1 pseudogene is annotated in these 307 nt (G+C 70.7%); it reads right to left on the bottom strand.

Features of this window, described 5'->3' with window-relative positions:
- Window positions 1–307: pseudogene (locus tag BST12_RS29825) on the bottom strand (hypothetical protein); the annotation flags it as partial.

Here is a 307-nt window from a genome sequence, read left to right as displayed (position 1 = left end):
TGGCGGCGCCGGTGGCGGCGGTGGCTTCGGCGGGCTCGGCGGCGGCGAATTCGTGTAGACCCCGAGGCTCGCCACGCCGGCATGCCGCGATGCTTCTTCCGGTCGGGCGGTACCCACCAACATCCCGCCATGGGATCGGCAGGCGCACCGGCTTGCCCGGCTCGCCGACGCGAGGCCCGGCGAACAGCATCACCAGCGCCGGCCAACCGATGATGCCGGTGATCGCCGACCAACCGATTATCACCGCGATTAAGCCGGCCGCCCGACCCGCACCACACTTCTGCGACGTACGGTGTTCGACGTAGCC

The organism is Mycobacterium angelicum, assembly GCF_002086155.1.
Lineage (GTDB): Bacteria > Actinomycetota > Actinomycetes > Mycobacteriales > Mycobacteriaceae > Mycobacterium > Mycobacterium angelicum.
This window is presented reverse-complemented; position numbering and strand designations above follow the sequence as displayed.